Below are 23,086 nucleotides of genomic sequence, written 5' to 3' on the forward strand. Positions count from 1 at the left end.
TCTGGACGGCCCGCTTATGCTCAGAGCGCGGATGTCGCCCCTCTCCAGGGTCCCGACACCCGGTGGCCTGAACACGTTGATGTGGCTGCTCTGCAGACGTCAGGACTGGTTTTGAACCCCAGTCCTGCAACCGGGTTTCGGACTTGGCCCCACTGATGCTCCACGTCCGTTCTTCATCCATGACAGGCGGATAAAGCGCCTATAAATCTCTTTAAAGGGGCATTGTATCGGATCACATGATTTTGGGTGGCGCTGAACTTAAATTTCTTCCACGCCCATAGGACGCCAGGCCAGTCAGCCACAGGGCAAGACCCGGTGATCACATGAGCTCCAAAAGGTGGTTCCCTATGAATAAGGTTCTGTTTCTTTCGCTGATTCTGTCTGTCTCCCCGGTTGCCCTGGCACAAGACACCACCACCGATACCACCACGGACACCACCATCACCGACACCACCATACCACTCGACCCCAACAACGACGGGGTTGTGGACACCAACAACAATGGCCGCGCCGGTACGCGCGAGTTCCCCTGGGGACTGCTGGGCCTGATCGGACTGGCGGGACTGGCGGGCCTCAACCGCCCCACACCCACGCCTGTCCGCGTGGACACCCGCGATACCCGGGACACCACGCGCCTCTAAGGTCATCCACCATCTGAGACGCCCGTCCTGTGTTTACGCAGGGCGGGCGTCTCAGATCCTGTCTTGGTCTGTGCCGCATCTTCCAGCAGTCCGTCCTGGGTGAAGAGGGAACACGGGATCTGGCATGAGTTGGTCAGGATGGGCATTACTCGTCGTGCTGACCGAAGGATTTCAGCCTGATCTCAGGGGGCCCTGTGCCCGGCCTTTGCTGATGGCTGGACTGTGCAACCGCACCATGACCCTGGATGGGCCGCTGGTGGGCCGCAGGGGCGTGACCCGGTCATCAGACCCAGTCACCGACGCCGGATCTGGTGGAGGTGCATGACCGCATGCCTGCCCTGCTGCTGAGCAAGGACATCGACGCGTGGCTGGACGCACCGCCGCAGCAGGCCCGCGCCGCTGCCATGAGCAGCTGGCCGCCACGCATCCTGACCGTCACCCCCGTGTGAGATCCTTTCTTCTCCCGCAAGGTCGGCCTGATCCGGCAGGCTGGGGACAGTCCGTTTGCCCGCAATGATGAGCAACTGTACACCCCGCTCAGCCTGGTCCTGGCCGCCCTGTACAGCGTGCTGGGGTCAGGCGCAAGGGCAGTAGACGGGAACAGAGGTCGGTCAGGATTCCCCTGGGCACAACCATCTTCTGGCAGACTCTCTCCCATGGTCAGTCCCCACCCGCCCACCCATGTGCAGGAACTGCGTCACCCCGAGGTGGACCCACGGATTCGCTGGTTCCGCGCCGGCGAGGAGGTGGACACCTTCGCCGTGGTCACGGCCCGTTTCCTGATCTTCGTGGACACCATGGCAACCCCCGCCCTGATGCGTCAGGTGATCAAGGCTGTTCGCCCGGACGTCGCCGGACGTACGGTCCTGGTGCTGAACACCCATGCCGACTGGGACCACGTGTACGGCAACCGCCTTTTTACCCCGGAGGGAGACCTGCCGGGCCAGCTGATCGCCAGCGAGGCCACCCGGGACCGCCTGCTCTCCGGCCACGCCCAGGACCGCCTGCGGCAGCAGCAGGCCCAGGACGCCCGCTTCGCCGACGTCACGCTGGTCGCGCCTGACATGACCTTTTCCGGGCGCCTGACCCTGCACGGCGGCGACCTCACCCTCGAAGTCCTGCCCACGCCGGGCCATACCCCCGATCACGTGTCAGTCTGGATTCCGGAGCTGGGCACGGTTCTGGCGGGCGACGCCGCGGAGCATCCCTTTCCCCAGGTGCGGGGCGGGGCCCAACTTGCGGTCACCCGGGCTTCTCTCGAGCGTCTCCAGGCGCTTGACCCGCGGGTGGTGCTGCCCTGTCACGGGGGCACCACCACTCCCGGGCTTCTGATGCGGAATCTGGAGCATTTCGAATTCCTGCGCGCGCAGCTGGGGCAACTTCCCTCGCCCGCCGACTGGCTGGACCGTCCCCAGGAGGCCGGGGAGCTCGCCGGGGCGTCCTACGCCCAGGCGCTCGCACGGCTGGGAGAACAGCCCGGCACCGTCCCGGCCTTCTACCAGGACTTTCACACCGACGCGCTGCACGCGACCCTGGAGGACCTCGCTGGCCTCCGCTGACGCTGGCGGGGATCTTTGCGTCGACGCCTGGCTCAGTCAGGGGCTCCACGGCCGCCTGCTGCCGCGGGGAACACCGCCCTGCCCGCCACAGTGCTCAGATACCTCGCCTGAGGCTGGATACCGACGCGGGGCAGATCGAGCCGGTCAGCGTCCCAGCACGCACCCACGGTAGGTTCGTCGGTGGTCTGGCCGCTGGCGTGGTGTTTGCACGCCCACTGCAGCAGCTGGAGCTGGGTGGCGGTGAGGCCCAGCCAGGTCCGGTAACGGTCAACCAGCCGGACCGCTTGGTGGCCGTGAAGGGAATCCGCGCCCCCGCTGTGCCGGGCTGCGTCATGGGGGCCACCTGGACGTCGCCCCCCGGCCTGGGCGAGGCGCACGGCGGTGTCCTCGACGCGCTGCCAGTGTTCCGGCCCATGCAGGGAGCCGGGACCGAGGACGAACTGGGCGATCAACTCGGCCTTGATCGCCGGATACGGGCCGGCGGGCCGCGCGGGCATGGAAGTGGTCACAGGGAAGCTCATGCCCCCTCTGCCCTCCGGTTCAGAGGCACATCGGGGCGCAGCTCTTGTGGTCACTGGACACGCCTCATGGGAACGAGGACGCTCTCCTTCAGCAGGGACGGAACGCCCTCCACGGCGGCTGAGCTCTTCACCTGAACGATAGGGCAGCCTCAGCGGCCCATCAACCTTCAATCACGCCCCGATCAGTCGCTGCCTACAACCCTCGCCTCGACGTCTCTGTGGCCCTCCTCGCGCGCCCGCAGCTGGACCATAGGCGTGTGCAGGGCGGCGAACAGACGCAGCTGCCGGCGCGAGGCCCACGGCGCCCATCGATCTCGAGGAGGACAAGGGACGGGTGGCATAAATTTCAGCCTGTGGGTCCAGAGTGGGCGTTCGGCAGCCGGGCGCTTGCCCCACAGCCCCTCTGTACAATGGCTGAATGACCCGTCCCCTGGCCTCGCTGTTGCACGCTGCCGCCGTCGCCCGTGGACTGCGGTCCGGAGACCGGTTGCCAGATGAGCGTGAACTGTTTGAACTGGTGCGCGACATGCCCTACGCGCGGCCGAGTGGGCATGATCCAGCGGTGATCGTGCGCGAGTGGCGCGGGACGTGCAGCACGAAGCACGAGTTGCTGGCGGCGCTGTACGCCGAACTTGGATTGTGCAGCACGCTGTACGCCTGCACGCAGGAGATCCGGTTGCCGCCGGGGTCAGCGCCGGAACTGGCCGAATGGGCCGATGGACCCGTGATTGATGTTCACAACTATCTGGTGTTGCATGAGCCGGGCGGTGACCGATTGATGGATGCGACGTGGCCGATCTCGACGCGGGCGCTGGGGTTGCCAGCGAACGAGTGGGGGACTGACATGCAGATCGCGTGTGTCCCGCTGGAGACGTGGGCACTGGAGCCGGGGACGGATGTGGCGGCGTTCAAGGCGGAGCGGTTGCAGGAGCGGTATTCTCCTGAGGAACTGGTGCGGCGCGATGGATTCATTGAGACGATTGGGCGCCTCTTCACGAGAGGCTAGGAAGCGAACCACGTACACCACCTATACGCGGTGTCGGGGCAACATATTCGATGGAGGGGCAGCCCGCCAGAGTCGCTGGGCGCTGCGCCGCTCCGTCGTGCCTGCTCCCTGCGAGCTTGTAGAGTTCAGCAGTCAGTAAAATTCACAGGGTCACCACGGACAAGCAGGTGGCAACTGCTGTAGGAATGCCAATCCTCATCCCAGACGCCCAGCGTGAACACGTCGTCGGCAAGCAATTCGAAATGAGATTCAGTCATTCGGTGCTCCTTTGGGTCGGAGAACTCAGGAGCTGTACCTGCATCATGACGGCAGGGTGCTCTCAGTTGGAAAAATCCGTGACTTCGACACTCCCAGATTCTGGGGGAGCGCTTTTGCATCCCGGCAGATGGGTTCCCGGCGGTTCCTCCCACGGCCCATGCCGGCACGGCCCACGGGCGTGACAGGTGTGCAACACTCCCGTGGGCGCAGAACGTGCCCCATCTTTCACATGTAAGGCCGCACATGCGTCAAGGAGACCTATGAATCAGTACTACGGCAGGAATCGGACATCCCCCTGTCCGGCTGGAGGCGCCCCCCCGCCCCGCCGGCAGCCTGGCCCCTGGACCCTCGCCGAGACGCAAGACACGCTCTTGCGCCGTGGCGCTGCCGCTCCCGGGCCGCGACTGGCGAGGCACGCTGCTTCTCAACGGCGCGCCCCAGTCGTCACGTGACACGTTGAAGTAAAGCCCAACACCCCATCTCCGTCCGGCCAGGTTCCCCGGCCGCAGCGAAGGTTGTCTATTCTCCCGGACGTCCCCGCCACTGTGACAAATGTCCAGCATGGGCGTTTGACGGGAACCTGACCGTCTCCGGGCCGAGACGCCGCAGGCCGTCTGCCCCAGTAAAGGATCACATGACCTCACGCAACACCCTCCTGGTGATTCTGGTTGCCGTCTACATCGGTGCCGAACTCGTCAGCAATGTCACCGCCGGCCGCCTCGTCCAGTTCGGCGCGTTTATTTTCCCTGGCGCGATCTTCCTGTATTCCCTGACCTTCACGCTGCGTGACGCTATTCATACGGCAGGCGGCTGGACCATCGCCAAGGCGGCCATGTGGGGCGGCCTGTTTGCCAACGCCCTGCTGGCCGGATACGGCGTGCTGATCAACGCCCTGCCCAAACCGGACTTCTTTCAGGACAGCGCGTATCAGGTCGTCTTCGGTTCCACCCTCAGGGTGGTGGTGGCCAGTCTGGTGGCTTACCTGATCAGCACCGCCCTCGACGCCCTGATCTTTGAACGCTTGAAAGCGCGTGGCATCTCTACACAGGTGATTGCATCGAACGCCGTAAGCACCACCGTGGACACCGTTATTTTCATCACGATTGCCTTTGCCGGAACGGGCGCGCCCCTGCTGAACCTGATGCTGGGGCAGATCGTCTTGAAGATGCTGATCAGCCTGCTGCTGATTCCCCTGGTGCGCTGGGTCCGCACACAGGTCGGCCCCGCCCCAGTTCCCGCCTGAACACCTCTCCATGCGCGCAATCGAGACCGAGATCATTGCGCCGCTCTCAATGGCCCCCGATACTGTCCGGGTGAGGTGAATCCACCCCGGTACCGGGGTGCGGGACGCCCACTCCACCATGGATGACCTGTGCTGTCATCCCGGACGCCACCAGTGGCGTCTGCTCCAGGAGAGACCATGACGAAGATGCAAGACAAGGCCGCCGTGAGCGCGCCCCAGCAACCCGGATTTGACCGCCGCTACGATGTGCAGGGCCTGGACGCCATCGACACGGATGTGCTGGGCACGTTCGAGCAGGTGCGCCTCGACGATCCGGTCCACTATCCCGGTGAACCCATGCAGATTGAGATCACCACCGATGAGTTCAGTCCGGTGTGTCCGTGGAGCGGCCTGCCGGATTTTGGAACGTTAGAGATCCGCTATCAGCCGCGTGACGTCTGCGTGGAACTCAAGAGCCTCAAGTACTACCTGACCAGTTACCGCTTCGTGGGGATCTATCACGAGCACGCCACGCGCCGCGTGCTGGCCGATCTGGTGAAACTCCTCGATCCCCTGAGCATGGAAATCCGCTGCGATTACGGCATGCGCGGCGGCATCAAGACCGTCTGCACCGTGCAGTACATGGCTCCAACGCAGGAAACGTCCTGAATCCCTGAAGTCTCCTCTCTAAACTGGCTTGCCGATCCGCGCATGCCTTGACCAGCTACGGCGCCTCCGATGGCAAGACCCTCAACTGGCGCAGGCAAGCCATCAATCAGAGCGGTCTTGGCGCCTCTCACCTCAATGCTTCGTCGGACATCGCCGACAACACAAAGGCCGAGGTGTAGTGCTGCCATCTGCCGCCAGAACGTGAACGCGCTCCCCCGGAATCTGGGACTTTGCCACTCCCAGGTTCCCCCGGCTGGGAGCGCTTTACGGCCAGCTTTGCAGGTGCAACTCGTAAGGATGGGGCGATCCCGCTACTTTATTGATGACGGTATAGGTTCGTACTGGTCCCCTGAGCATCGAGGCTGATATGACGCGTTCGGAACACCCTCAGGGCGTCTTCTGAGGCATCTCCTGCTCGCCATCGGCTTCCCTGCCCGAATCAGCCCAACCTTCAAAGCCGTCAGGTGTATAAACAGACCTGTGCCCATGTTCGAGACGACCCTGAAACAGGAGCGCAAGACGGCCACCGGCATCGAAGTTCCCTCACATATCGTGGCGGAACTCGGCGCGGGGAAAAAACCGGCCGTGACTGTGATCCTGAACGGCTACACGTACCGCAGCACTGTGGCGGTCATGGGCGGCCGATACATGCTGCCGGTCAGCGCCGAACACCGCCAGGGCGCAGGCGTTCAGGGCGGGGACCAGGTGAGCGTCACCCTGCACCTGGACACTGAACCCCGTGAGGTCACTGTGCCGGACGATTTGCAGGCCGCGTTAGATGGTACGCCAGCCGCCCTGGAGCGTTTTGGACGCCTCTCGTACAGCCAGCAACGCCAGCATGTGTTGTCGGTGGAAGGCACCAAGAACCCTGAGACCCGTGCCCGACGTGTGGCGAAAGCCATTCAGACGCTCACGGCGGATAATTGATAACGGCAGAGGTTATACAGATCTTCCGAGCATCGGGGGTGCTATGACGCTGCTGTGACACCTCTGCATCAGGTCATCCACGCAAAGCTACGCCGCGATCAACAGGGAATTAACTTCCTGTGGATTGCGTGAGGCACGAACAAGGCATGCTGCCCAGGCTGCTCTGATCAATCTGGCTTCTCGAGGGTTGATACGGATTCCGTCTGTTTCGTTAACAAACCGGGAGGGCGCAGGTTTGCCAACTCCACTCCCGGAACCCGTTCTACTCGTTCTCGCTTCGCTCGGATTTTCATCGTTTTGCAAATGATTCAATCGGAGCCCGTATGAGTTGTCAGAACCCTTCACGCCTGCGCGACATCCACCCACGTCTCTACAACCGATGAGCGTTCCCAGGCCTCCAGGATGGCTTGAATGCGGACACCTATGGTGAAATCGACGAGATCGCCGGAGGTACCGCGCACACGGCCCACCAGCGCCTGAACCAGCCGTGTTCCTGCAGCCGCCTGCGCTCCCTCAACGGGCACAGATTCAAGCGGTGCCTCCCTCAGCGCCGACACAGGCATTGTCCAGTTCACCAGCCCAGCAGTGCCCGTTGAACCGTACACGGTCAAGCTGACCTGTTCGGGGCGCGGGACGTTCGTCAGGCACGACACGACGACCAGGGCCCCACTTTCGAGCTCGAGCGTGCCTAGGGCGGCAGTTTCACAGGCGCCCGGATCGTCTGTGGGGTACTCGGTGTGTGCCCACACCCGCGCCACCGGACCAAGCGTGTTCAGGATGACGTGCAACAGATGCGGCCCAACCTCACGGATTGGTCCGCCCTGCTCCCGCCCCCCGATCCAGGGATTTTGTTGCCACCCTCGTGGCCATTGCGGAAACACCAGGGTCAGCTCGGCGCGGCGGAGTGTCCCAAGACCGCCGTCCCGAACGAGATGGTGAAAGGTTTCGACTCCAGGATTACCGTGCAGGGGCAGATTCAAAGCGTGAACGACGCCCATCGCCTGCGCCGCACGCTGCATTTCCTGCGCTTCGCTCAGCGTGAGGGCGAGCGGTTTCTCGCACAGAATGTGTCGTCCCGCGGCAATGACATCCAGAGCAATGGCGTGATGCTGCCTCGGCGGCACAGCCACGTACACGAGATCCAGGTCGACCTCGTCGAGCATTCGACGGTGGTCAGTCCAAACAGAGGCCGCAAGTGGCTGGGCGGTCCTTTCAGCGAGGGAGGCGTCCAAATCGCATACGGCCGTCACCTGCACTTCGGGATGGGCGGTGAAGGCCTTCAGCAGGTTCTGGCCGATGGCGCCGAGGCCGATCACGCCGATTCGAACGAAATTGGTCATCTGGTTCTCCTTTGGTTCCGCGAACGCCGTCCTGCACACTCGGCATTTGGCGTTATGGTCTCGGTATCCAGCAGCGGTTCTGGTCCCCAGTGTGCGTGATCCGCACAGGTTGACCAGCTCCATTCTGACTGACGTCGGTCTCCTTCAGACAGCGTTGCCTTCTCCACGTCATGATCTCGAACCATCTGCTCACGCCAATCCGCCCTGCTGGCATAAAGGTTGCAGTCCACCATCGCCCTTTTACCCCGGTCGTCGTCAACTCGTGGTGCTCAGAAAGCCTGACAGAACTCCTCCCGCCCGTTGAGCAGGTGGGGCACACTGAAGGGAAGAGAGCCTTCAGGGCGTGGCGCTGACTGTCACTACGGGGCTGAAGTCCCCCAACGTGCCTGCTGAGGAGATCGTCCGAACCTTGTATGTGCTGCTCGCCGTGCCGTCCGGGTCGGTAAAGGTGCCTGCCTTCAGGATGGTGCTGATCTGCACGGACTGCTCGCTGCTCATGCGGTACACGACGTATCGCTTGCCCTCCTGTATCTTCCAGGCGAGTTCCACGCCTGCTGTCCCGGGAAGCAGTAAAGCCCGACTGTCCTGAGGCGCGCCTGCATCGACGGGAACGGGCAGGGCCGCGCGCACGGTGTTGGACGGTGCTGAAACGTTCTGATGGGCATCGGCACTTTTCAGGGTGTACCCGTATGAGACTCCAACCTGCGTGCTGCCGAAAGCGGCCACCGAGCGACGTGTTGCACTTGAACCGGTACCGTCTATGGCGCGGTATCTGCACCTGGGCTCGGCACGGCTACGCGATGGGCGGCAAGACAACCAGGGCGCACCGCGGATCTTGACGTCAAAGGAGCAGTAATCTCTTGCCGCTCGATTGCAGGCGGATGTTGAGCAGGACATCTTGTGGTCGGGCAAAGACATGCGGACGTGGGTGCAGGCACAGTTTGGCAAAATGGTGCATTTGGGCTGCACCTATAAATTCATGCGGAAGGCGGGGTTCTCCCTGCAAAAACCCCGTTCGCGGCACGTTAAAGGCGATAAAACGGCCAAAGCAGCCTCTAAAACAAGGGATTAATGGAGACGCTCCGCACAGCGGAGCGTCTCCATCCTCAGGTGTCTTTGTGGTGCCTGGACAAACATCGACTGGGTCTCAAGCCGATTCGCCGAAGGGTCTGGGCGCCCACGGGTCAGCCGTTCACCTGTCCGGTTAAGCCCGCCTGCGAATGGCTCTTTCTGGACGTATTCGTTAATCCATAAGCCGGCTGTAGCCGATTCTGGTTGGTGCCCGTCTTGAACAAACCGGCCTGTGTGGCCGTCATGACAGCCTTCGCCCACAGTGTCGGCGTGTGTGCCGCCCAACACCTGCTTGTAGTCCAGGACGGTATTGGCTTTCATGTCCCGGCCGAGCACCCCCTGGCATCCCTGCTGGGTCTGCCGGTAATCGCGGTCTGGGGCGTCAGCGTGGTGCTGCGTGTACCCTGGCGTCGCCTCTCGGCCGGGAGTTGAATAGAAAGTGGAGCCGCCTTTCTCGGCACTCTGATGTGGACGGGCCTATACTGGAGGGTGACCGGGTAAGGCCTGTGGCGAGGATATTCATGCCGAATGCCCAGAACGCGGAGCCTGCCGGCGTGGAGGGAGCCTATGAAAGTCTTTATGGCAGAGCGGCATCTCCCGGGCATCACGGCAGAACAACTGGGCGCAGCGCAGGCGGCGGCTATTCGCGAGAGTGACCGCGCCACTGGGGCCGGAACGCCGGTCCATTACCTGCGCAGCATGTACGTGCCGGGCGACGAGCGGTGCGCGTGCCTTTTTGAGGCTGAGAGCGCCGAGGCCGTCCGCCAGGTGAACGACGCTGCGGGTGTGCCGTATACGCGGGTGGTTGAAGCGCTTGACCTGAGGCCACCGGTCTCCTGACCCATGTTGGTCGACGGAAGCGACAGAAGGGCTGAAAAGAGCTTCATCAGCAGACGGGCCAGGCTGAAGAAGGCGGCCTCAATGCGCGGGGTCAGGTCACGGCGCGCGAGGCGCAACTCGGCCCGGCCCCACAGCCCGCAGTAGTGGGCCAGCGGAGAGCGCAGGGGGGTGCTCGCCATTTTGAGCAGCAGCCGGCCACCGGAGTCCTTTCTCACGGCACTGTGACTGATTGGCAAGCGCTGGCGGCGGCGTTCAGGACCCTACTGCAGGCCGGGGATCTGTGACCGCAGTCAGTCTCCCCCTCGCGTCTCGACGGCAGTCGTGTGGAAGCCGCCACGTGCCGCGCCCAGCAGGGTCAGAGCCGCCGCGCATCCCAGCGCAGTCATCAGGAGCAGCGAGAGGCTGTACCCCCCGGTCCAGGTGAACAGCAGGCCGACCCCCAGCGGTGTGAGCGCCTGCGCCAGGTTGACCGGCCGGGCCATCCAGCCGTTGGCGGCCCCGAATGCCTGGGGCAGGTAGTGCTGCGCCAGCAGCTCCGCGCGGGCCAGGGTCAGTGCGCCGCTGGCCAGGCCAAACGCGATGATGCCTGTCACCACAGTGGCGTGTGAACCCGTGAAGTGCAGGAGCAGGGTGGAGAGGGCGAGTTGCGCGAACAGGAACACGGTCAGTGGCGGTGCTCCCAGACGTGAGAGCAGCGGGACGAACAGGGCACGCCCCGGCAGCGCGGCCAGGCCCGCCAACCCCGTAAGGCTGGCGGCCAGGGCTGGGGCGTAACCAGCGGCCAGCAGGAGCGGCGCGAGTTGCAAGCCTGTGCCCACCGTCACCAACCGCGCCAGGGTGAACGCCAGCGTGAGCCGGATCAGGCGGGCATCCGGGGTGAAGGGCGGACGTTTCCCTCCAGGTGTCCCCATCCCATAATCCGGCAGCACGCGCCAGGTCAGCCCCGCGACACCCAACAGCAGGGCGGCCAGGATGACAAGCGCCTGGCGCAGGCCGCCACCCTCCAGCAGGGCGCTGGTCAGGGGTACAAAGATCGTGCTGGCCAGCCCGGCGATCAGGGTGATCGTCAGGGTCGCTCGCGTGCGGGCCGCCCCCTGCGTTTGTTGTCCTACCACGGTGAATACCGACTCATAGAAGGTCAGGCTCATGGCGCCCCCGGCCAGCAGCCATCCGGTAACGAACAGGGGATAGCTGGAGGCCAGGGCGAGCGTGAGCAGCGCCAGGGCGCCCAGGAGGGCACCTCCCGTGAGGAGGGTTCGCCCTCCCCGCGCGTCCAGGGCGCGGCCCACCGCCGGGGCAACGAAGGCCGTCACCAGCAGCGCCAGCGTGAAGGCCAAGCTCGTCTGCACCCGGCTCCACCCCAGGGCGTGCTCGGCGGCTATCGCGAGCAGAGGCTGGGCGTAGTACAGGGTCCCGTAGCTGACGGTGCTCAGCAAGGCCAACGTCCACACGAGGAGACGTGTGGACGTGGATGGGACGGGCATCAGCCGAGGGTGATGAGATCCGGGGCGGCGGGGGTGCAACAGCCGCTTGCCGGGGCGTAGGCCGTGCCGGCATCTGTGGCCGGGGTGTCATAGGCATCCGAAGCCTTGCACTGCACGGCGGGCGTCCGCAGGTGGACCTGCAGGCGATCCAGGAGAAGTTCCAGCCCGGCAACGTGGTACTGCATCGCCGGAAGGGCGCTGTTGCCGTATTCAAAACGCACCTCTGCCTGGCTGGACACGGGGACGCGCTGGGCCACGCGGTCGTAGATGGCCAGGAACTTGCGGTTGGTCATGAAGCCTGCCCGGGCCTCCGCCGCCGTGCCGTCCATCAATTGGATGACCGTCTCCCGCCAGGCATTCGCCTTGCCCCCGCAGTCCATGGCCTCGATGCTGACCGCTTTCACCTCCGTGACGTGGTAACCGGCGGACACTAGCTGCTCCCCGTGCAGGTGGAACTCCAGCGGGCGCGGCGCTGCGCCGCGCAGGGCGGTCAGGAGCTCATGGGTGGTCATGGCGTTCTGGAGGCCGGGGATGGTCTGGGTCATGGCAGGCTCCTTCAAGGTCAGGTGCATCAGGGTGGCGGTCTGGGGGCAGGCGTCCTGGAATTCGCGGGAGGCCAGCAGGGCGGCGGGGGCACTGGAGCGGGGAACTTCTGCGAAGCCCAGGCGCGGGAAGTAGGCCGTGGCCGTGGTGGTCAGCAGGTAGACCTCTTCCAGGTTCAAGGCACGGGTATGGTCGAGGACTTCCCCGACAAGCTGAGCGGCCAGCCCCTGCCCCTGCGCGTCACGCGTGACGGCCACAGAGCGCAGGAGGGCAACCTGCCCGTGCTGTTCCACGCCTGCCATACCCAGCAGAGAGGGACCGTCCTCGATCAGCCGCATGTGGTCCAGATGGTCGGCCACTCCTGCCACCGGCAGCCCCAGGGTATTTAGCAGCACTTCGAGCCGGGGCAGATCGGCAGGGATCGCTGGACGGCTCAGCATCCGAATCCCACCTCCCCGTCGAGTTCTGCCTGAAGGGCAGCCCCCAGGGTGGTCAGGAGCCGGAGTGCGGCGGCCCGGTCCTCCTCGGGCAGGCGCGCCAGCACGCGGGAGGACTGGGCGTTGAGCTGCGCGTCAAGGTCCTGGGCAGAGGTCTGACCGGCGTCCGTCAGCCGGAGCAGCAGGGCACGGCGGTCGTTGGGGTGAGGGGTCTTGACGAGGAGGCCCTGCTCGACGAGGTCATCCGTACTGCGGCTCAGCCACGCCTTGTCCAGGTTCAGGGTCCGGGTCAGGGCGGCAAGTGTCTGATCGCCCTCCCGCTGGAGGGTGGTCAGGATGGAGCACTGCGTGGCGGATTGGACGTCACAGCAGGCAGAATTCCGCTGCTGCAGGTCCCCGAAAAGCCGCGTTATCGTGCGGAGGAGCGCCCCTGTCTGAGCGGCCTCTCCAGTTTTGTTGTCTATAGCAACATTCATGACAGCACTGTAGATCACTTTCATATGGTTGTCAAGCGCAACATTCAGAAGGAACAATCACTTTAGGCCACGGGAACGAGATGGCTCAAGGGCGCTGATAGGGCCGCCCCCAGCAGCGGAGCCGCCCACTACACCCACCCGCCCGGGGGATGGACAGCGTCTCTTTGCGGCCAGGTCAGCTTCCGTCCAGAGCCCTTGCTGCATTTCCGGCACCAGGACGCCACTCAGCCGCCCTCGACCTAATCCCTATCAGGCATCGTCTCGACCCGCTCCATAAAGGTTCCGCTCGGTTGCGTCCTGCCACAACTGGGGTGTGGTGGGCACGGGCGGGTGTAGATCACGAGGGAACCCCAGCATCAGCGGTGGTCACCGACAACACGCTGGCTGAAGGCCACGCCGGCGCCCACGATCAGAAGGAGGGCGGACGCTCCCAGACCCCACCTCAGTCCCCCCGGTCCGCTGTCTGCCAGCGCCCCTGCCAGCAGTGGTCCCAGGCTCTGGAACACTGCAAAGGTGATGGTATAGGTGGCCACCCCCGCTCCCCACACCGCCGCGGGCAGGCTCTGGCGCACGAGCGTGGTGGTTGAGGCCACCACTGAGAGGGCAGTCAGCCCGAACAGCACGGCCGAGAGGGCTGCAACCCAGGGAAGCGTCGACAGGACAGGCAGGGCGGCCCCGGTGCCCATCAGCAGCATCAGGATCCCCATGCTGCGCCCTCCCCAGCGTCTGGACAGCAGGCGGCTCCACACCAGGGGGGCCAGCACCCCGGACAGACCCAGCAGGGCCCAGAACAGCGTCACCAGCGGAGTGCTGGCCCCCTGACTACGCAGGTAGCTGATCGAGAAGGTGGTATACGCCACGTAACCGAGTCCCGCACAGGCGTAGGCAAGCAGCGAGTTGCGCAGGGGCCACAGTTGGGCCATCCGAATGGCGGCGCTGCCGTGAAGCTGGGCGGCCGTGTGCCGGGCGGCGGTCCAGGCGACGCCCAATCCCAGAAACGACACCAGTCCCAGGCTGAGCCAGCCGGCCCGCCAGCCCTCCACACCAAGGTGGGCCAGAAGCGGCCCCAGCCCCAGCCCGGTCAGCAAAATCCCCAGACCCGCTCCGGCGTAGAACAGGCTGAGGATTGCTCCTGCTCGCTGGGGGGGCGCGGCGGAAGCCACCTGGGCCACCAGGAGGCCGCCCGAAGTGAAGGTCACGGCCCCGCCCAGGCCAGTGAGAAACCGCATCGCGGCCAGCCAGCGCAGTTCGCCGCTGAGCGCTGTCAGGGCCAGCGTCAGGGCGATGCCCAGAAGCGAGACCATGAAGGCGGCACGCACGCCAGACCGCCGCATCAGGACGGGGGCCAGAATGGCTCCGAGCAGGTAGCCCAGTCCGTTGGCAGTATTCATCGCTCCGGCCTGGACGTAGCTCCAGTTCAGGGCCGTTTGCATGGGAGGCAGCAGCAGTGCGTAGGCGAACCGTCCAAAGCCCAGCGCAACCACGGGGCCAATGGCCAGTCCAGCGGCGATCAGGAGTGGGGCCTGCGAGGAAAGGCGGGAGCTCTGGTTCAAAGATGGGGTCACGTCAGGCTCCGCCGTCTCGGCGTACCTGGACCGGTTCGGTCGGGGGAGTCACCCGGCCAGCATAGCCCCACCCACCAACGTCATCGTTTGCGAATCCACCTGCATTGGTAACCCCGGGAGTTGCTCCAGCGGCGCCAAGACAGACCACTGGCAGGTTGTTTGGAGATGGGAGCAGTTCCCGCAGATGACCAAAGAGCGGACGGGCATTGCTCCCGGTTTTTGAAGGGCATCCATGAGACTGCTGCAACGGGATAGATCACCTGACGGCCTGACAGATTGTATAAGAGTGGACGAATACGAGCTGCCAGCCGGCCTCTGGAGTGGTTTGAGGAGGAACATCGGAGCGCTTCCGCTGACCTGGAGGGTCTGATCGCCCCAGTCGCGTAAGGCACGGGTAACGAGTGAACCGTAGATGTTGCGACAGGGGATGATTGGATTCTCCAGCCACTGACAAACGCGGCGTTCGCTGCTTTGCGCGAACGTGGCACGGGAGTGGCTGTGGGGGAGCTGGGCGGAAATGGAAATGCGCCCTGAGAGCAGCAGGCCCGTCACCATCCAGGCCAGCGTGTGGGCGCCCTGGACGTCGTTCCACAACCCCTGCCGTCTGTGGGTGAGGATGGCTTGAGAGCGTTGGGGCGCGTTCCTGGTAGCACTTGGGTTGTCACAAACAGGAACGGTCCTCTACCGGGGACGCTTCTCATCCTTTCTATCCAGCCGTAGGCAGAGTACGCTCAAAGTTGCACATCGGCCGGCACCGCCGATGGGTCACCCTGCCATTAGCCTGCCGTGATGCCAGTTAAGGCAACACAACCCCCGGATCGTTGGGCAAGTTGACTTGTCGGGGCGTAGTCGCAGCAAACTGGACTGTGACTTCCCAGACTTCTGCCACTGGCCCAGCGGTTCCCGCTCCTCACCAAATCATGCTGGCTGTCGCGCCCAACGGAGGCCGGCATACCCGACAGGACCACCCGAATCTGCCACTTACTCCGGCGGCTCTGGCTGCCGCTGCCGCCGAATGTCTAGAAGCGGGTGCCAATCTGCTGCATGTGCATGTGCGCGATTACCAGGGTCGGCACACGTTGGACGCCGCCGCCTATCACGAGGCGTTCACAGCCATCCGCCATGAGGTAGGCGACGGTCTGGTGCTGCAGACCACCACCGAGGCCATCGGCCAGTACACGGCGCCCCAGCAAATGGAGGCGGTGCGGGCTTTGCGACCCGAAGCTGTATCTCTGGCAGTAGCTGAACTGTTCAGCGGCGCGGCGAGCGAGCGCGAGGTTGCGACTTTCCTGGCCGAATTGGCGCTCGATCAGGTGCTGGTGCAATACATCCTCTACAGCGCCGATGATCAGCGGCACCTGCAGACCCTGGTTCAACGAGGAATCGTGCCTTTGCCGTTCTGGACGCTGTACGTGTTGGGTCGTTACGGCCAGCCCCGACTGTCCACGCCGCAGGACCTGCTGGCCTTCCCTCCCTTTTCAGGACCGGTCACAGCGCCCTGGGCTGTTTGCGCGTTCGGGCCCGGCGAGTTGCGCTGCGCCTTGGCGGCGGTGGCCTTTGGCGGTCACGTCCGGATTGGATTTGAGAACAACTTCCAGACGCCTGACGGGCAGACCGCCACCTCGAACGCGGCCCAGGTGCGGCAACTTGTGGCGGCCCTGGGGGCGCTAGGTGCCGTGCCCATGTCGGCGGCGCAGCTGCGCGCGATCTGGCAACAGCCTCAAGGCTGAGGACTGAGGAAAATGACCGGCTCGGCGGCTTCTTCGACAGGGGACACACCGGCTTCAGCGCTGCTCAGCTTGGTGTCGTTGAGTCTAGCTGCCCGGCCGATCATCCGGCCAATATATGAAAAGGCCTGTTCGGCTTCACCAGCGTAGAGCGCCTCAAGCATTTCTTCGTGGTCGCTCAAGCTGTCTTGCAGACGCCCGCTGGCGTAGAGCTGCCGGACCGACTGGGTCAGCTGAAAGCGCAGCGGATACTGAATGGCGCGCATCAGTCGGCTGACGACCCGGTTGCCGGCCACCGCAGCCAGGGTCATGTGCAGCCGCATATCAGCATCGACGTACGCCTCGGGATCGTGCAGCGCCGCGCGCATTTCCATCAAAATCTCATTGAGTGCCTGCTTGGCTGCCGGTGTCAGGCGCTGCGCCGCCGTGTGCATAGTGAAGTGTTCGAGCAGGTGCCGCGCTTCGAGCAGTTCGCGGAACTCGTCCGGGTCACTGGCCACGCCGAGCCAGCCGTCGAATTCCGACTCGGACCGAGTAATTGAGCGCACCACCGTACCGTGGCCGCTGCGGGCGTCGAGCACCCCGGTGGCCACCAGCACGCTGATTGCCTCGCGCACCGAGGACACGCTGGTGCCGAACATCCGGGCGAGTTCGCGCTGACTGGGCAGCGTGGAGCCCGGCGGATAGGTGCGGTCCTGAATCAGGCGCTGGAGTTGCACGCCGATGTCCTCTCCAAGAGAACGGCGGCGTGCCAACGGTTGAAAGACTTCCGGCGGTTGAGACATGCGGCGATACTCCTCAGGTGTTCGGAACATTTGAACATTGGTTCTTCTGCATGCTACGTTAAAGCCATCATAAATTAAAGCCGCTTCTGCGCTGGTGTGCGGGAGGAAGCAGGGACTGATTTGGAAACAGATGTTGCAGTGGTGGGCGCTGGCCTCGTGGGTCTGGGGACCGCACGGGCCATTCAGAAGCACTACCCACACCTCCGGGTGACGGTACTCGACAAGGAAGCCGAAGTCGGTGCCCATCAGTCGGGCCACAATAGCGGCGTGATCCACGCCGGGCTGTACTACAAGCCCGGATCGCTCAAGGCAAAGCTGTGCCTCACTGGCCGCCAGCAACTGGAACAGTACTGCGCCGAGCATGGCGTGCGCTTCGAGCGTTGCGGCAAATTGGTGGTCGCTGCCGATCGAGAGGAGAAGGGCCGCCTGATGGCCCTGGCGCACCGCGCCCTTCAAAACGGCATTCACGTGCGCCTACTGTCACCGGAACAGATGAAAGAGTACGAACCGCATGTGGCTGGCACCGCCGCCCTGTATTCCCCCGAGACCGGCATCGCCGATTATCCGGGGCTGGCTCTGGCGCTGAAAGCCGAACTTCAGGGTCTCGGTGTCCAGATCGTCACTGGCGCTGGTGTGCAGGCGGTGACGCAGGGCGACGTCCAGGTGCTGCACACCAGCGCCGGTGAGGTGCAGGCGCGCTGGATCGTGACCTGTGCGGGCCTGCAGGCCGACAAGGTGGCCCGGATGTGTGGAGCGCAGCCGGACGTGCAGATCGTGCCGTTCCGGGGCGAGTACTACGATCTGGTGCCGGAGCGGGCCGGACTGGTGCGCAACCTGATTTACCCGGTGCCGGACCCGCGCTTTCCCTTCCTGGGCGTTCACCTGACTCGTATGATCGGCGGCGGCGTGGAAGCGGGCCCCAACGCAGTCCTGGCGTTTGCCCGCGAAGGCTACCGCCGCAGCCAGATCAATCCCCGAGAACTGCTTGAAACGTTGGCGTATCCGGGGTTCTGGCGCTTGGCTGCCCGCTTCCCCAAAGTCGGCACCTACGAGATGTACCGCTCGCTCATCAAGGGCGAGTTTGCCCGCAGCCTGCAGCGGTTGGTGCCGGAACTCACGGCGGGCGATCTGCGGCCGGGCGGCTCGGGCGTACGCGCTCAGGCCCTCAACCGTGCCGGGCAGATCGTCGACGACTTCGCCGTTCAGAAAACGCCGCGCGCCCTGCATGTACTGAACGCGCCTTCACCTGCTGCCACCGCCTGTCTGGCGATCGGCGAGCATCTGACCCGTCTAGCGGCCCGCAATTTCGGTTGGGAAGCGCCGCCCAGCACTGTCCGCCTGTCCGCCTGAAGCCTCTTTTGCCTGGAGATTCCTTATGCGTAAAACATATTTGACCGCTGCCCTTGCCCTACTGTCTCTCACCGGCGTTGCCGGAGCCCAGAAGCCGCGTGTGGTGATCGCCACTGGCGGCATCGGCGGGGTCTACTACTACTACGGCACCGTGATGGCCGAGATCCTCAGCAAGCACGCTGGGGTCGACGCTACCGCCATCCAGACGGCGGCCTCGGTGGACAACATCCTGCTGGTTACCGAAAAGTCCGATCCCAGCCGCAACACCTATTACTGCGGCCTGATCTTGCCGGAGTCAGGTCTGCTGGCCTACACCGGGCAGCTCGACCGCTTCAAGGACAAGCCCGCCACCAAACTGCGTACCCTGTTTGCGACCTACCCCAACTACCTGCAGATCGTGACCACCAAGGGCGCTGGCACCGTGCTGCAAAACCTGGCCGGCAAGCGCATCTCGCTGGGCGCGCCGGGCTCCGGCACCGAGATCGAGGCCAACCTGGTCTTGCAGGCCGCCAAGATTCCGCTCACGAAGTTCTCCAAGGTCGAGCGTCTGGGGGCCAACGAATCGGCGCAGGCCCTGGCCGACGGTACCATCGACGCGTATTTCTGGTCCGGCGGCCTGCCCACCGGCTCAATTGCCGAACTCAGCCAAACCCTGGCCCGTAAGGGCAAGCAGATCGACTTCATCGCCGTGCCGCAAAAAGGCCCCATCGCCGGAGCGTTCGAGAAGGCCTTCCCCGGCCTGGCTGATGTCCGGACACTCGACAAGAAAGTCTACGGCTCGGCGCGCTCGGTCCAAACGCTGGCGTTCTGGAACTCGTTTTCCTGCTCCTCGGAAATGCCCGCCGACCTGGCCTACAACATCACCAAGGCGACCTTCGAGCACCTACCGGAACTGACGGCCTCGGTGCAGTCGGCCAAGGACACCACCGTCGCCAACGCCCTGCGCCTGAGCACCAGCAAGGTGCCGTACCACGAGGGCGCCCTGAAGTTCTTCAAGAAGTAACGCCCGCGTGAAGCCTATTGCCCGCCTCCTTCTGGCGGGCCTCGCCCTGGGAGTGCTGGCGCTGGTGAGTTGGCAGTTGCGGATCATCGAGGTGCAGGGCCGCCCGGTGATCGCCTGGGCCTGGCAGGACGCTCAGGTAAGCTTCACCAACTCGGTGACGCGGCGCCCGGTGCTGATCAAATTTGATCTGCGGCGCGATTTCAGCGACTTTCAGATGATTACCGACTTCGATACTGAGGGCTACTACACCGGCGGCGAGTACCGCATCAACGACCGACTCAAAGGCCAACAAGAGCGCACCTTGCAGTACTGCTCGGTGGTCGGCATGCAGCTACGAATTGGAGAACAGCAGTGGAACATCAAACAGAGTTGCTTGACGGCGAAGCTCCTGTGGCCTCCTGGCTCAGGCGGCTGACCAAGATTGTCCTGATGATTGCCGCCCTCTACCACCTGTACCTGGTGGTTCACCCCTTCTTGCCCTGGAGCGGATCGGGCATTAAGGTTTTGGAGCTGACCCAGGTGCAGCGCGCCACTCACGTATTTTTCATCGTGCTGGCTGGCTACCTGCTGACTTCACAGCAGCGTGGACGCAAGACCACCTGGGGAGGCGTGGTCTTCGCGGTCCTGACCCTACCGGCGCTGTGGGAATTTCTGCGCCTCGATTTGCCGCTCATCATCAAGGCCGTGACGGTGGTCATCTGGGCGCTGGTCACGCTGCCAGCCGTGCTGCCCAGGCTGCAAAAATACGGTGACCTGCTGGTGGCCGCTGCCATGTTCGCGCCGTACTTCTATCTGTTGACGCAATTCGAGGAGCTCATTTACCGGGCCGTGGTGCCCGAGCCCTGGGACTTGGCGATGGGCTTTGCACTTACCCTCAGCGTGCTGGGCCTGACTTTCCGCTTCCTGGGGCCGGTCCTGCCGTCGCTGGTGCTGGTGTTCATGACCTATAACCTCTTCGGCAATCAGTTGCCGGGCGTGCTGGGCACCGCCGGCATGCCGATTGACCTGCTGATCGGCAAGATGTTCAGCGAAACCGAGGCCGGACTCTTCGGCATTATCACCGCCGTGTCACTCAAATATCTGGTGTACTTCACCTTGCTCGGCAGCGTCATCACGGCGCTGGGCTTCGGCCCGGTCATCGCGCGACTGGCCCTGCGCGCCGTGGGCCGCTCGCCCGCCGCGCCGGGCCGCAGCGTAGCCGTCATGAGCGTCTTCATGGGCCTGTTCAGCGGCTCCGGCGCCGCCGACACCCAGTTTGTCGCCACCGTGACCAAACCACTCATGGAGCGCTCCGGTTATCCCCGGCTGACGGCAGCAGGCATCACCGCCACCGCCGGTTCAATTGCCCTGATCACGCCCCCGGTGCTTGGCTCAATCGCCTTCGTGATGGTGGAAGTGCTCAATATCCCCTATCTCAGCATCTGCCTGATGGCGCTGGGACCGTGCGTGCTGTACCTCGCCGGGGTGTGGTTCTATAACGAACTGTACGTACGGCGCTCCGGCTTTGTGCGCGACGTGATGCCCGACGAGGGCAAAAACGTGCTGCGGTCGCTCTACGTGTTCTTGCCGCTGTTGCTGATCATGGGGATGCTCTACCTGGGCTACAACGTGAGCCTGGCCGTGAGTCTGGCGCTCATTTCGTTCATCGTGCTGGCCTACCTCGACCGCGATGTGCGGCCCCCGGTGAGGCGCATCTTCGACGGGCTGGCCGACGGCTTTGCCCACCTTGTGCCGATTGGCGCGGCGGTGGTCAGCGCCAACATGATCCTGACCATGATGGTGCTGACCGGCCTGCCCTCCAAGATGTCGCAGGTGCTGACCCTCATTTCCGGGCAGAACCTGCTGATGGCCACCCTGTTTGCCGCCGTGTTCAGCCTGGTGCTGGGCATGGGCATTCCGCCGATCGCCACTTACGTGCTGACCTCAGCGCTGGTCGCGCCGTCGCTGGTGGCCCTCTCCGTGCAAAACGGCATTCCGCCGGAAGCCGCGCTCCTCTCGACCCACATGTTTCTCTTCTACTACGCCATTCTCGCCGACGTGACGCCGCCGGTCGCTCTCTCGGCGTTTGCGGCGGCGTCGGTCTGGAACACCGATCCGATCCGCACCGGCCTCGTGACTGCACGGGTGGCCTTGCCCAAGTACTTCCTGGGCATGTTTTTCCTGCTGGCGTATCCGGCCACCGCCGTATTGATCGTACCGGTGGTGGCGCACCAGGGTCTGGCCTCTGCTCTGCCGCTGATCATCTACCGCTTCGCCGTTTCGGTGCTGGGGGTGCTGCTGATTTCGGGGGCCACGGTAGGCTTTACCCGCCGCACCCTGAAGCGCTGGGAAGGCTGGGTGCTGGGTCTTGCCGGCGTGGCGCTGCTGAGCCCCTACTGGTGGCTGAATGTGCCGGGCCTGCTGATCGGCGCCTACTTCTTCCTGATGGGCCCGCGTGAGCGGCCCCGGGCACCGGAGATGTCGGCGCAGGAGATAGCGCTGTGATGCTCGAAGGCGTCAAGGTGGCCGACTTTACCCGGGTGCTGACCGGCCCCTTTTGCACCATGTTGCTCGGCGACCTCGGTGCCGACGTGATCAAGGTGGAGCCGCCGCAGGGTGATGACACCCGCGCCTGGGGGCCACCGTTTCAGACGAGCGGCGAGGCCCGCGAGTCGAGCTATTTCCTGAGTGTCAACCGCAACAAGCGCAGCATCATCTTGGACCTCAAGTCTCCTGAGGGCCAGCAAGCGGCGCAGCGCTTGATCGCGGAGTCGGACGTGGTGGTTGAGAACTTCCGCCCCGGCACGTTCGCCAAACTGGGCTTCGGCTGGGAAGCGCTGCACGCCGAGAATCCGCGCCTGATCTATGCCAGCGTCTCGGGCTTCGGACAGGACGGCCCCTACCGCGACCGCGCCGGGTACGACGTGATCGCCCAGGGCATGGGCGGGTTGATGAGCTACAACGGCGAGGCCGGACATGAGCCGCTGCGGGTCGGGGTGGCGGTGGCCGACGTGTTCTCCGGCTCACTCATTACCCAGGCGATTCTGGCGGCCCTCTACCAGCGCGAGCGCACCGGGAAGGGCGAGCGGCTGGACGTTAACTTGCTCGAAAGCGTCATCGCCCTGGGCACCAATCAGGTCAGCCGATATCTGACCACCGGAGAAGTGCCGGTCGCCATTGGCAACGAGCACCGTAGCATCGTGCCCTACGGTACCCTGCGCTGCCAGGACGGATTCATCAACGTGGCGGTGGGTAACGATTCGCTGTGGCGCAAATTCTGCCGGGCGCTGGACCTCAGCGAGTTGGCCGCCGATTCCCGGATGGACACCAACGAGGGCCGGGTCAGCCACCGCGAGGACCTCGACGTGCAGCTGCTGGCCGGGCTGGGCCGCTTGACCCGCGCCGAGATCATGCAGCGCCTGGAAGAAGCGGGCGTGCCGTGTGGGGCCGTCAACAACATGGCCGAGGTCTTCGCCGATCCGCACATTCAGGCCCGCAAGGTGGCGGTGACGCTGCCGCACGCTTCTCTGGGCCAGACCACTGTCACCTCGCCTCCGTGGGACATCGGTGGAGCCAAGCCGGAAGTGCGCCGCGCGCCGCCCACCCTGGGCCAGCACACTGCCGAAATCCTGAGTGAACTCGGTCTCACCGCCCACACCGACGCTTAAATTCAGCCCCTTTGG

At 64.3% G+C, this 23,086-nt stretch carries 23 protein-coding genes and 1 pseudogene; 15 read left to right on the plus strand and 9 right to left on the minus strand.

Annotated features, from left to right (window positions below; all coding sequences use genetic code 11):
- The first annotated feature begins 347 nt into the window (after nucleotides 1–347).
- From IEY31_RS15775 to IEY31_RS15785, 3 genes and pseudogenes are all read left to right on the plus strand, one after another.
- Nucleotides 348–641: a WGxxGxxG family protein gene (locus tag IEY31_RS15775; RefSeq protein WP_188973718.1), complete on the plus strand. Its 294-nt coding sequence runs from the start codon at nucleotides 348–350 to the stop codon at nucleotides 639–641.
- 299 nt (nucleotides 642–940) lie between these two features.
- A pseudogene (locus tag IEY31_RS15780) lies at nucleotides 941–1,090 on the plus strand (hypothetical protein); the annotation flags it as partial.
- Between the two features lie 207 nt (nucleotides 1,091–1,297).
- Complete coding sequence (locus IEY31_RS15785; protein ID WP_188973722.1) at nucleotides 1,298–2,200, plus strand: MBL fold metallo-hydrolase; 903 nt, start codon at nucleotides 1,298–1,300, stop codon at nucleotides 2,198–2,200.
- A 32-nt stretch (nucleotides 2,201–2,232) separates the two neighbouring features.
- Here the strand turns inward: IEY31_RS15785 and IEY31_RS15790 are convergent, their stop codons facing one another.
- Complete coding sequence (locus tag IEY31_RS15790; protein ID WP_229723709.1) at nucleotides 2,233–2,709, minus strand: hypothetical protein; 477 nt, start codon at nucleotides 2,707–2,709, stop codon at nucleotides 2,233–2,235.
- A gap of 430 nt (nucleotides 2,710–3,139) precedes the next feature.
- On the opposite strand from IEY31_RS15790, the gene IEY31_RS15795 reads away from it, so the two are divergent.
- On the plus strand, nucleotides 3,140–3,727 hold the full coding sequence (locus tag IEY31_RS15795; RefSeq protein ID WP_188973726.1) for a hypothetical protein: 588 nt from the start codon (nucleotides 3,140–3,142) through the stop codon (nucleotides 3,725–3,727).
- A 125-nt stretch (nucleotides 3,728–3,852) separates the two neighbouring features.
- Here IEY31_RS15795 and IEY31_RS18935 read toward each other — a convergent pair whose 3' ends face one another.
- Nucleotides 3,853–3,984, minus strand: a complete 132-nt coding sequence (locus IEY31_RS18935) for a hypothetical protein (RefSeq protein WP_268238966.1) — start codon at nucleotides 3,982–3,984, stop codon at nucleotides 3,853–3,855.
- Nucleotides 3,985–4,619: 635 nt separating this feature from the next.
- Here IEY31_RS18935 and IEY31_RS15800 point away from each other — a divergent pair.
- The 3 genes from IEY31_RS15800 (at nucleotide 4,620) to IEY31_RS15810 (ending at nucleotide 6,803) form a co-directional block, all read left to right on the plus strand.
- Nucleotides 4,620–5,228, plus strand: coding sequence for a queuosine precursor transporter (locus tag IEY31_RS15800; protein WP_188973728.1), 609 nt, complete (start codon nucleotides 4,620–4,622; stop codon nucleotides 5,226–5,228).
- 186 nt (nucleotides 5,229–5,414) lie between these two features.
- A complete protein-coding gene (gene queF / locus IEY31_RS15805) occupies nucleotides 5,415–5,876 on the plus strand; it encodes a preQ(1) synthase (protein ID WP_188973770.1) in 462 nt (153 codons plus the stop codon).
- Nucleotides 5,877–6,362: 486 nt separating this feature from the next.
- Entirely contained in the window at nucleotides 6,363–6,803 is a 441-nt protein-coding gene (locus tag IEY31_RS15810) for a YdeI/OmpD-associated family protein (protein ID WP_188973730.1), read from the plus strand.
- A gap of 341 nt (nucleotides 6,804–7,144) precedes the next feature.
- On the opposite strand, the gene IEY31_RS15815 is transcribed toward IEY31_RS15810, so the two are convergent.
- Together IEY31_RS15815 and IEY31_RS15820 are read right to left on the minus strand one after the other, a co-directional pair.
- Complete coding sequence (locus tag IEY31_RS15815) at nucleotides 7,145–8,143, minus strand: Gfo/Idh/MocA family protein (RefSeq protein WP_188973732.1); 999 nt, start codon at nucleotides 8,141–8,143, stop codon at nucleotides 7,145–7,147.
- A 336-nt stretch (nucleotides 8,144–8,479) separates the two neighbouring features.
- Nucleotides 8,480–8,692 (minus strand): hypothetical protein, encoded by a 213-nt coding sequence (locus tag IEY31_RS15820; protein ID WP_188973734.1) that lies wholly within the window; start codon nucleotides 8,690–8,692, stop codon nucleotides 8,480–8,482.
- Nucleotides 8,693–9,041: 349 nt separating this feature from the next.
- On the opposite strand from IEY31_RS15820, the gene IEY31_RS19115 reads away from it, so the two are divergent.
- Both IEY31_RS19115 and IEY31_RS15830 read left to right on the plus strand, forming a co-directional pair.
- The gene (locus tag IEY31_RS19115; RefSeq protein ID WP_373289186.1) at nucleotides 9,042–9,215 is read left to right on the plus strand and encodes a helix-turn-helix domain-containing protein; all 174 of its coding nucleotides are present in this window, start codon (nucleotides 9,042–9,044) and stop codon (nucleotides 9,213–9,215) included.
- Between the two features lie 566 nt (nucleotides 9,216–9,781).
- Entirely contained in the window at nucleotides 9,782–10,054 is a 273-nt protein-coding gene (locus tag IEY31_RS15830) for a DUF4242 domain-containing protein (protein ID WP_188973738.1), read from the plus strand.
- A gap of 290 nt (nucleotides 10,055–10,344) precedes the next feature.
- On the opposite strand, the gene IEY31_RS15835 is transcribed toward IEY31_RS15830, so the two are convergent.
- The 4 genes from IEY31_RS15835 to IEY31_RS15850 all read right to left on the minus strand — a co-directional run bounded on the left by IEY31_RS15835 (nucleotide 10,345) and on the right by IEY31_RS15850 (nucleotide 14,559).
- Nucleotides 10,345–11,538 carry an MFS transporter gene (locus IEY31_RS15835; RefSeq protein WP_188973740.1) on the minus strand — a complete coding sequence of 398 codons (1,194 nt, stop codon included), beginning with the start codon at nucleotides 11,536–11,538 and terminating at the stop codon, nucleotides 10,345–10,347.
- Nucleotides 11,538–12,521 (minus strand): arsenic resistance N-acetyltransferase ArsN2, encoded by a 984-nt coding sequence (arsN2, locus tag IEY31_RS15840; RefSeq protein WP_188973742.1) that lies wholly within the window; start codon nucleotides 12,519–12,521, stop codon nucleotides 11,538–11,540. The genes IEY31_RS15835 and arsN2 overlap by 1 nt, the downstream gene beginning before the upstream one ends.
- Nucleotides 12,515–12,994, minus strand: coding sequence for a MarR family winged helix-turn-helix transcriptional regulator (locus IEY31_RS15845; protein ID WP_188973744.1), 480 nt, complete (start codon nucleotides 12,992–12,994; stop codon nucleotides 12,515–12,517). The genes arsN2 and IEY31_RS15845 overlap by 7 nt, the downstream gene beginning before the upstream one ends.
- Nucleotides 12,995–13,350: 356 nt before the next feature.
- Entirely contained in the window at nucleotides 13,351–14,559 is a 1,209-nt protein-coding gene (locus IEY31_RS15850; protein WP_188973746.1) for a YbfB/YjiJ family MFS transporter, read from the minus strand.
- Between the two features lie 920 nt (nucleotides 14,560–15,479).
- Between IEY31_RS15850 and IEY31_RS15855 the strand changes: the two genes are divergently transcribed.
- Nucleotides 15,480–16,289, plus strand: coding sequence for a BKACE family enzyme (locus IEY31_RS15855; protein WP_188973748.1), 810 nt, complete (start codon nucleotides 15,480–15,482; stop codon nucleotides 16,287–16,289).
- On the opposite strand, the gene IEY31_RS15860 is transcribed toward IEY31_RS15855, so the two are convergent.
- Entirely contained in the window at nucleotides 16,280–17,071 is a 792-nt protein-coding gene (locus tag IEY31_RS15860) for a FadR/GntR family transcriptional regulator (RefSeq protein WP_188973750.1), read from the minus strand. The genes IEY31_RS15855 and IEY31_RS15860 overlap by 10 nt on opposite strands.
- Before the next feature lie 141 nt (nucleotides 17,072–17,212).
- On the opposite strand from IEY31_RS15860, the gene lhgO reads away from it, so the two are divergent.
- The 5 genes from lhgO to IEY31_RS15885 are packed head-to-tail and all read left to right on the plus strand — an operon-like array spanning nucleotide 17,213 to nucleotide 23,071.
- The gene (gene lhgO / locus IEY31_RS15865) at nucleotides 17,213–18,421 is read left to right on the plus strand and encodes an L-2-hydroxyglutarate oxidase (RefSeq protein ID WP_268238967.1); all 1,209 of its coding nucleotides are present in this window, start codon (nucleotides 17,213–17,215) and stop codon (nucleotides 18,419–18,421) included.
- A 25-nt stretch (nucleotides 18,422–18,446) separates the two neighbouring features.
- Entirely contained in the window at nucleotides 18,447–19,424 is a 978-nt protein-coding gene (locus IEY31_RS15870) for a TAXI family TRAP transporter solute-binding subunit (protein ID WP_188973754.1), read from the plus strand.
- A 7-nt stretch (nucleotides 19,425–19,431) separates the two neighbouring features.
- Nucleotides 19,432–19,839 carry a hypothetical protein gene (locus tag IEY31_RS15875; protein ID WP_188973756.1) on the plus strand — a complete coding sequence of 136 codons (408 nt, stop codon included), beginning with the start codon at nucleotides 19,432–19,434 and terminating at the stop codon, nucleotides 19,837–19,839.
- A gap of 14 nt (nucleotides 19,840–19,853) precedes the next feature.
- Nucleotides 19,854–21,908, plus strand: a complete 2,055-nt coding sequence (locus tag IEY31_RS15880; protein WP_188973758.1) for a TRAP transporter permease — start codon at nucleotides 19,854–19,856, stop codon at nucleotides 21,906–21,908.
- Nucleotides 21,908–23,071, plus strand: coding sequence for a CaiB/BaiF CoA transferase family protein (locus IEY31_RS15885; protein ID WP_188973772.1), 1,164 nt, complete (start codon nucleotides 21,908–21,910; stop codon nucleotides 23,069–23,071). The genes IEY31_RS15880 and IEY31_RS15885 overlap by 1 nt, the downstream gene beginning before the upstream one ends.
- Nucleotides 23,072–23,086: the final 15 nt, after the last annotated feature.

Origin of the sequence: Deinococcus aerolatus (genome assembly GCF_014647055.1) — a bacterium.
Classification (GTDB): domain Bacteria; phylum Deinococcota; class Deinococci; order Deinococcales; family Deinococcaceae; genus Deinococcus; species Deinococcus aerolatus.

What these genes read in the sequence shown, in the direction of transcription:
- IEY31_RS15775 (WP_188973718.1), top strand. Translation starts at nt 348, where the DNA reads ATGAATAAGGTTCTGTTTCTTTCGCTGATTCTGTCTGTCTCCCCGGTT.
- IEY31_RS15785 (WP_188973722.1), top strand. Translation starts at nt 1,298, where the DNA reads ATGGTCAGTCCCCACCCGCCCACCCATGTGCAGGAACTGCGTCACCCC.
- IEY31_RS15795 (WP_188973726.1), top strand. Translation starts at nt 3,140, where the DNA reads ATGACCCGTCCCCTGGCCTCGCTGTTGCACGCTGCCGCCGTCGCCCGT.
- IEY31_RS18935 (WP_268238966.1), bottom strand. Translation starts at nt 3,984, where the DNA reads ATGACTGAATCTCATTTCGAATTGCTTGCCGACGACGTGTTCACGCTG.
- IEY31_RS15800 (WP_188973728.1), top strand. Translation starts at nt 4,620, where the DNA reads ATGACCTCACGCAACACCCTCCTGGTGATTCTGGTTGCCGTCTACATC.
- queF (WP_188973770.1), top strand. Translation starts at nt 5,415, where the DNA reads ATGCAAGACAAGGCCGCCGTGAGCGCGCCCCAGCAACCCGGATTTGAC.
- IEY31_RS15810 (WP_188973730.1), top strand. Translation starts at nt 6,363, where the DNA reads ATGTTCGAGACGACCCTGAAACAGGAGCGCAAGACGGCCACCGGCATC.
- IEY31_RS15815 (WP_188973732.1), bottom strand. Translation starts at nt 8,143, where the DNA reads ATGACCAATTTCGTTCGAATCGGCGTGATCGGCCTCGGCGCCATCGGC.
- IEY31_RS15830 (WP_188973738.1), top strand. Translation starts at nt 9,782, where the DNA reads ATGAAAGTCTTTATGGCAGAGCGGCATCTCCCGGGCATCACGGCAGAA.
- IEY31_RS15835 (WP_188973740.1), bottom strand. Translation starts at nt 11,538, where the DNA reads ATGCCCGTCCCATCCACGTCCACACGTCTCCTCGTGTGGACGTTGGCC.
- arsN2 (WP_188973742.1), bottom strand. Translation starts at nt 12,521, where the DNA reads ATGCTGAGCCGTCCAGCGATCCCTGCCGATCTGCCCCGGCTCGAAGTG.
- IEY31_RS15845 (WP_188973744.1), bottom strand. Translation starts at nt 12,994, where the DNA reads ATGAATGTTGCTATAGACAACAAAACTGGAGAGGCCGCTCAGACAGGG.
- IEY31_RS15855 (WP_188973748.1), top strand. Translation starts at nt 15,480, where the DNA reads ATGCTGGCTGTCGCGCCCAACGGAGGCCGGCATACCCGACAGGACCAC.
- IEY31_RS15860 (WP_188973750.1), bottom strand. Translation starts at nt 17,071, where the DNA reads ATGTCTCAACCGCCGGAAGTCTTTCAACCGTTGGCACGCCGCCGTTCT.
- IEY31_RS15870 (WP_188973754.1), top strand. Translation starts at nt 18,447, where the DNA reads ATGCGTAAAACATATTTGACCGCTGCCCTTGCCCTACTGTCTCTCACC.
- IEY31_RS15880 (WP_188973758.1), top strand. Translation starts at nt 19,854, where the DNA reads ATGATTGCCGCCCTCTACCACCTGTACCTGGTGGTTCACCCCTTCTTG.
- IEY31_RS15885 (WP_188973772.1), top strand. Translation starts at nt 21,908, where the DNA reads ATGCTCGAAGGCGTCAAGGTGGCCGACTTTACCCGGGTGCTGACCGGC.